Below are 5,997 nucleotides of genomic sequence, written 5' to 3'. Positions count from 1 at the left end.
GCACTTCGCCGTCCGGCCAGACGGTCCCCGGGTCGATCATCACCATTCAGGTGAGCAACGGCATCGCCCCGGCACCGCCGCCACCTCCGCCCGGGCTGCCACCGTTGGACCCCAACGACCCCAATGCCATCCCCGCCCCGGTCGGCTCGACGGTCGTGTTGATTCCCGGCCTGCCTCCCATCACGGTCCCGGTGCTTGGGCCGCCGCCGCCGCCACCGCCGTAAACGGGATGTGGAGTTCCTAACGCGCTCCTGAGACCGGCGGTGACCGCGACGAAGTGGCAGTAGGCTGCGTTCATGCTCGCCCGTTCGACGGTTGTGAAGAAATCCGCCACCCTGGCCTGTTCGACGGCCGCCGGTTCGCTGGCCGCGGGAATCGCCTACGCGACGCTGATCGAACGCAATGCGTTCGTGGTGCGGGAGACGACGATGCCGGTCCTCACACCGGGATCCTCGCCGCTGCGGGTGCTGCACCTCAGCGACTTCCACATGACGCCGGGACAGCGTCGCAAGCAGGCCTGGGTGCGCGAGCTCGCCAGTCTGGAGCCGGACCTCGTCATCAACACGGGTGACAACCTGGCCCACCCGAAGGCCGTGCCATCAGTGGTGCAGGCCCTGAGCGACCTTCTCTCGGTGCCGGGCCTCTTCGTCTTCGGCAGCAATGACTACTTCGCCCCGACGCCGAAGAACCCGACGAGCTACCTCTTCAAGCCGTCACACCGCGTCACCGGCAAGCCGCTGCCGTGGCAGGACCTGCGTGCGGCGTTCACCGAGCGCGGCTGGCTGGACATGACCCACACCCGTCGCGAGATCGAGGTCAAGGGGCAGCTCATCGCCGTGGCGGGCGTCGACGATCCCCACCTGTCCCGCGACCGCTACGAGACCATCGCGGGCCCTGCGAGCCAGGCGGCCAACCTGACGCTGGGCCTGACGCACTCGCCGTACACCCGCGTGCTCGACCGTTTCGCCGCCGACGGATACCAACTGGTCATGGCGGGCCACACCCATGGCGGACAGCTCTGCGTGCCGTTCTACGGCGCCATCGTCACCAACTGCGACATCGACCCGTCCCGGGTCAAGGGGCCGTCCCGCTGGGGCGCCAACATGCAGTTGCACGTCTCGGCCGGGCTCGGTACGTCTCCGTACGCCCCCTACCGGTTCTGCTGCAGACCGGAGGCGACGCTGTTGACGCTGGTGGCAGCGCCCACCGGAGGCGGGAGCCTCGGCAGCAGGGCGGGCGTGTCCCATCCGGCAGTATCGGTACGGTGACGACCTGGACCTCGGTCGCCGTCCGCCGCTACCCGCGCGAATGGGTGAACAACGCGGTTCGACTCATCGAGGCCGACGCGCGGCGTAGCGCCGACACCCATCTGCTGCGGTACCCCCTGCCGTCGGCCTGGTGTGACGGGGTGGACGTGCAGCTGTATCTCAAGGACGAGACGACCCACATCACGGGCAGCCTCAAGCATCGTCTCGCGCGGTCGCTGTTCCTCTACGGGCTGTGCAACGGCTGGATCGGCGAGAACACGACGGTCATCGAGGCGTCGTCGGGTTCGACGGCCGTGTCGGAGGCATACTTCGCCGCCATGCTTGGTCTGCCGTTCATCGCGGTGATGCCGTCGTCGACCAGTGCCACGAAGATCAAGCTCATCGAATCACAAGGCGGCCGTTGCCATTTCGTAGCGGAGTCGTCGCAGGTGTACGCCGAGGCCGAGCGGCTTGCGGAGGAGACCGGCGGGCACTACCTCGACCAGTTCACCAACGCCGAACGCGCCACCGACTGGCGCGGCAACAACAACATCGCCGAATCGATCTTCGACCAGATGCACGACGAGGGGTTCCCGATTCCCGAGTGGATCGTCGTCGGCGCGGGCACCGGGGGCACCAGCGCGACGATCGGTCGATACCTGCGCTACCGGCGTTACGACACCCGGCTGTGCGTGGTGGACCCGGAGAACTCGGCGTTCTTTCCCTCGTACGCGCAGGGCCGACGGGACGTCATTGGCCGGTCGTCGCGGATCGAGGGCATCGGAAGGCCAAGGGTGGAGCCGTCGTTCCTCCCCGACGTCATCGACCGGATGGTGATCGTGCCCGACGCCAGCTCAGTGGCGGCGGCGCATCACGTCAGCGCGGTCCTCGGCCGCAAGGTCGGGCCTTCGACGGGCACCAACCTGTGGGGGGCCTTTGGCCTGCTGGCCGAAATGATCGCCGAGAGGCGCAGTGGGTCGGTGGTGACGCTGCTGGCCGATAGTGGCGACCGCTACAGCGACACCTACTTCGACGCGGAGTGGCTCACCAGCCGTGGGCTGGACCCGTCGGAATCGACTGCGGCACTCCACGAATTCGAGCGCTCGGGTCGCTGGGCCTGACCCCGGCCGAAACGATCGGACGTCAGGAACAGCCACAGGGCGGCGATGGCGAACAATCCAAAGTAGATTGCGGCTCCCAACGCGGTCATGTGAATGCCTCTCCTCGGTGATTCGCGATCGAATGATCTCGATCGAACTTGCTGGCTACAACGCCTACGACGGCCACTTCCATTCCAGTGCGCCCATCCGTGTCCCTGGTCTACCCACACGGCGCTGCGCCAATCGCGATCGCGGTCACTGTCGAGCGCCCATAACCCGGGCCGGGCGTTTGGCTTCGCACTGTCCCGGTGCGATACGCTGGCGAGGCTTCACGCGGGGTATGGCGCAGCTTGGTAGCGCGCTTCGTTCGGGACGAAGAGGTCGTGGGTTCGAATCCCGCTACCCCGACCGCGTTGAGCAGACCAGAGGCCCTAGCCGGTTCTACCGGCCGGGGCTTTCTGCGTTGAGGCCCGGCGCTAGGGGGCGAGGTATCCCCCGTCCACCACCAGCGACGTGCCGGTGATGTAGCTGGCTTCGTCACTTGCGAGGAAGAGCGCGGCGTACGCCGTCTCGATCGCCTCGCCGGGGCGGCCGAGCACCGTGCCCGCGATCAGCGCGGCGTTGATGTCGGGAGCTTGGTGCTCGTTCATGGGCGAGAGGATGTAACCCGGGTGCAGGGAGTTGCACCGCACGCCGTCAGGGCCGTGCGTCGCGGCGACGTTCTTGCTGACGTTCAGGATCGCGCCCTTGGCCGCTTGATACGCATACGAGCTGGGCACTCCGGCGAGGCCCCAGATCGACGAGACGTTGATGATCGAGCCCTTCTTCGCCTCGACCATGTGCGGCAATACCGTCTTCATGCCGTAGAAGATGCTCTTGAGGTCGATGTCGAGCACGCGGTCGTAGATCTCGTCCGTCGTCTCGAGGATCGGCTCGTAGAGACAGATCGCGGCGTTGTTGATGAGGATGTCGATCCGGCCGTGCTCGGCCACGATCTTCTCGATGACGGCCTTCCACTGATCGGACTTGGTCACGTCCATCTTGAGGAAGGTCACCGTGCTGTCGTCCGTGTCGGCGGCATCCAGAACGTCCGCCGAGTAGACGGCCGTCGCGTTCTCGCGCACGAAGAGCTCGGCCATTTCGCGTCCTTGTCCGCGTGCGGCTCCGGTGATGAGGGCTACTTTGCCGTCGAGTCGTCCCACGAGTGCTTCCCTTCGGTTGGTCCGGACTTGAGGTGGTCCGGGCTTGAGGAGTTGAGGTAGCGACGCAGTGAAGGTCGCCCATATTGTCGGACTGTCTGACAATTTTTGATTCTAATCTCGCCCGCCGATCCCTTGTCAACGACCAACATGCGTCGCACAACCGGTCATTGTGCGTTTTGTATGACGGTCATATGATCGCTGCGCTGGCGCGTGTGCTCTCGCCAGACTCGATCCAGAGACACCGGACGCACCACTTGAGACAAGGAGTTCCCGTGACGGAGGAATGCGGACCGATCAGTGTCTGGCAGGTCAAGTACGGCGAGCGAGTCGTCCGCCGCAGCGACGTGCTCCACGACTATGCCCAGTACGGACTGCCCGACGGTGACCTGGACATGGACTACAACTTCTGGGTGCTGCGCGCCGGGGAGAAGACCATCCTCGTCGACACCGGCTACGACATCCCGGCGCGGGACTGGTTGGGCGAGATCAGCGTGACTCCGCCGCCCGTCGGTCTCGAACTCGTCGACGTCGATCCGACGACGGTCGACATGGTCATCACCTCGCACTTCCACTACGACCACATCGGCGAGCTGCGCCTGTTCACCAACGCGCAGATCGTCTCGGGCCAAGCCGAGTACGACTACTGGTTCGGTAAGTGGGAGGCCGGCAGCCTGGATGGCGAATTCACCACGGCCGAGAACCTCGAGCCGGTACGCAAGGCGCGCGACGAGGGACGGCTGCGGCTGATCTCGGAGGAGGCGGAGGTCTTCCCGGGAATCACGGTCTATCCCATCGGTGGGCACTGTCCTGGAGAGCTGCTGGTGCGCATCGAGACCGCGGATGGCGGCCTGATCCTCGCGGTCGACGCCGCCCACTTCTACGAGCAGATCGAGAACGAATGGCCGTTCTTCGCGTTCACCGACCTTCACCAGATGAAGGAGGGCCTCGCCTTCATCAATCGCCTCGCGGCCGAAACCGGGGCCGCCGTCATCCCAGGACATGACGCGCGCGTCCGTGACCGCTACCCGGCCGCACCGGGGCGAGCCGCCGCGGTCGCGAATGTGCTCGCCTGAGCCCCTTGACGCAGTACCGATTGCGTAGTCGACGCTTAGTCTGGACGACATGCCTGGTAACTCGCTCGCCGGTTCGTGGTCGGCTGAGCCGGTCGGTCGCACCGCTGCGCCTCTGCGCGAGCAGGTCATAGCGACGCTGCGACAGGCGATCATCGACCTTCAGCTCATGCCAGGCCAGCGACTGGTCGAGCGTGAGCTCATCGAGAGCCTCGGCGTCTCGCGCACCACCATCCGCGAGGCGTTGCGCGAACTCGCCTCGGAAGGGCTGGTGACGGTCGTGCCCCAGCGCGGCGCGATCGTCAGCGTGCCATCGCTGGACGACGCCATCGATCTCTACGAGGTGCGTGCCTCACTCGAGTCGCTCATCGTGCAGCGGTTCATCGAGCGAGCCAGCGATGGGCAGGTGGCGGAGCTCGGGCGGTCGGTCGAAGCATTCGCGGCCGTCGTCGATTCGGGCGCCGAGGTGCGCGAGATTCTGGCGGCGAAGAACGGGTTCTACGTCGTACTCATCGCTGGAGCTTCGGCCAATGCCGTGCAGCAGCTGCTCGAGGTCATCCAGGCCCGCGTGCAGGTCCTGCGCGCGACGTCCCTCGGCGAACCGGGGCGAGCGCGCACCACCGTCGGCGAGCTGCGGGCAATCGTCGAGGCAATCGCCGCCAGGGACGCTTCCCGCGCCTCGGCGCTAACGGCCGCGCACATCCGCGCGGCGGCCCGCACCGCGTTGTCGAGCCTGAAGGACGGCGTCGCCTGACTTCGGCTCCCCTTCTTGCCAAGTCCCCTTCTCGATGCTCCCTTCTCGCTACGTCGCCCAGACCACGGCGGCATCTCGTGACGACCCCGCGAAAACCAGAGATTGAATGACTGTCATACAATCTTCGGGTAGGTTCGGGGTCACTTGACGCGTCGGACGCAGAAGAGCACGAGGAGGTCGCTCGCGTGAATGCAACAACGACGGGGGCTCCTCCGAGTCGCCTCCGCATCGTGCTCGCCGTCGGCATCGGAAACTTCATGGAGTGGTTCGACTTCGCTGTCTACGGATTCTTTGCGGCGATCATCGGAACACTGTTCTTCCCGCCGGACACCTCGCCGTTCGTCGCGCTGCTGTCGTCGCTTGCGGTATTCGCGGTCGGGTTCGTCATGCGCCCGCTTGGCGGCTTCGTGCTCGGCCCGATCGGCGACAAGTACGGCCGTCGGGTGCAACTCGCGGTCTCGGTCGTCGCGATGGGCACCGCGACGACGCTGATCGGCGTACTTCCGGACTTCGCGACCATCGGCATAGCAGCGCCTTTTCTTCTCGTGCTGCTGCGATGCGTGCAGGGTTTGTCGGCCGGCGGCGAGTGGACGGGTTCCGCGGCGTTCCTCGTCGAGTCGACCC

The 5,997-nt window shown here is 66.0% G+C and carries 6 protein-coding genes, 1 tRNA gene and 1 pseudogene; 7 read left to right on the top strand and 1 reads right to left on the bottom strand.

The features are described from left to right. The 4 genes and pseudogenes from ACRDUX_RS08710 to ACRDUX_RS08695 form a co-directional block, all read left to right on the top strand. A pseudogene (locus ACRDUX_RS08710) lies at nucleotides 1-224 on the top strand (hypothetical protein); the annotation flags it as partial. Nucleotides 225-296: 72 nt separating this feature from the next. Then, nucleotides 297-1,268, top strand: a complete 972-nt coding sequence (locus ACRDUX_RS08705; RefSeq protein WP_526412951.1) for a metallophosphoesterase — start codon at nucleotides 297-299, stop codon at nucleotides 1,266-1,268. Beyond that, nucleotides 1,265-2,368, top strand: coding sequence for an L-cysteine desulfhydrase Cds1 (cds1, locus tag ACRDUX_RS08700; protein WP_526412949.1), 1,104 nt, complete (start codon nucleotides 1,265-1,267; stop codon nucleotides 2,366-2,368). Before ACRDUX_RS08705 ends, cds1 begins: the two co-directional genes overlap by 4 nt. 313 nt (nucleotides 2,369-2,681) lie before the next feature. Beyond that, nucleotides 2,682-2,755 (top strand) — tRNA-Pro (locus ACRDUX_RS08695). Nucleotides 2,756-2,823: 68 nt separating this feature from the next. On the opposite strand, the gene ACRDUX_RS08690 is transcribed toward ACRDUX_RS08695, so the two are convergent. Next, nucleotides 2,824-3,549 carry an SDR family NAD(P)-dependent oxidoreductase gene (locus ACRDUX_RS08690; RefSeq protein WP_526412947.1) on the bottom strand — a complete coding sequence of 242 codons (726 nt, stop codon included), beginning with the start codon at nucleotides 3,547-3,549 and terminating at the stop codon, nucleotides 2,824-2,826. A gap of 272 nt (nucleotides 3,550-3,821) precedes the next feature. Here ACRDUX_RS08690 and ACRDUX_RS08685 point away from each other — a divergent pair, with 272 nt between their 5' ends. From ACRDUX_RS08685 to ACRDUX_RS08675, 3 genes are all read left to right on the top strand, one after another. After that, on the top strand, nucleotides 3,822-4,622 hold the full coding sequence (locus tag ACRDUX_RS08685) for an N-acyl homoserine lactonase family protein (protein WP_526412945.1): 801 nt from the start codon (nucleotides 3,822-3,824) through the stop codon (nucleotides 4,620-4,622). A 49-nt stretch (nucleotides 4,623-4,671) separates the two neighbouring features. Next, nucleotides 4,672-5,373: a GntR family transcriptional regulator gene (locus tag ACRDUX_RS08680; protein ID WP_526412943.1), complete on the top strand. Its 702-nt coding sequence runs from the start codon at nucleotides 4,672-4,674 to the stop codon at nucleotides 5,371-5,373. A 185-nt stretch (nucleotides 5,374-5,558) separates the two neighbouring features. Then, a partial coding sequence (locus tag ACRDUX_RS08675) for an MFS transporter (protein WP_526412941.1) occupies nucleotides 5,559-5,997 on the top strand: 439 nt, incomplete at its 3' end.

The sequence above is a fragment of the Mycobacterium sp. genome, from assembly GCF_050701675.1.
Classification (GTDB): Bacteria; Actinomycetota; Actinomycetes; order Mycobacteriales; family Mycobacteriaceae; genus Mycobacterium.
The sequence above is the reverse complement of the archived record's forward strand: the minus strand, read 5'-3'. Positions and strand labels throughout refer to the sequence as shown.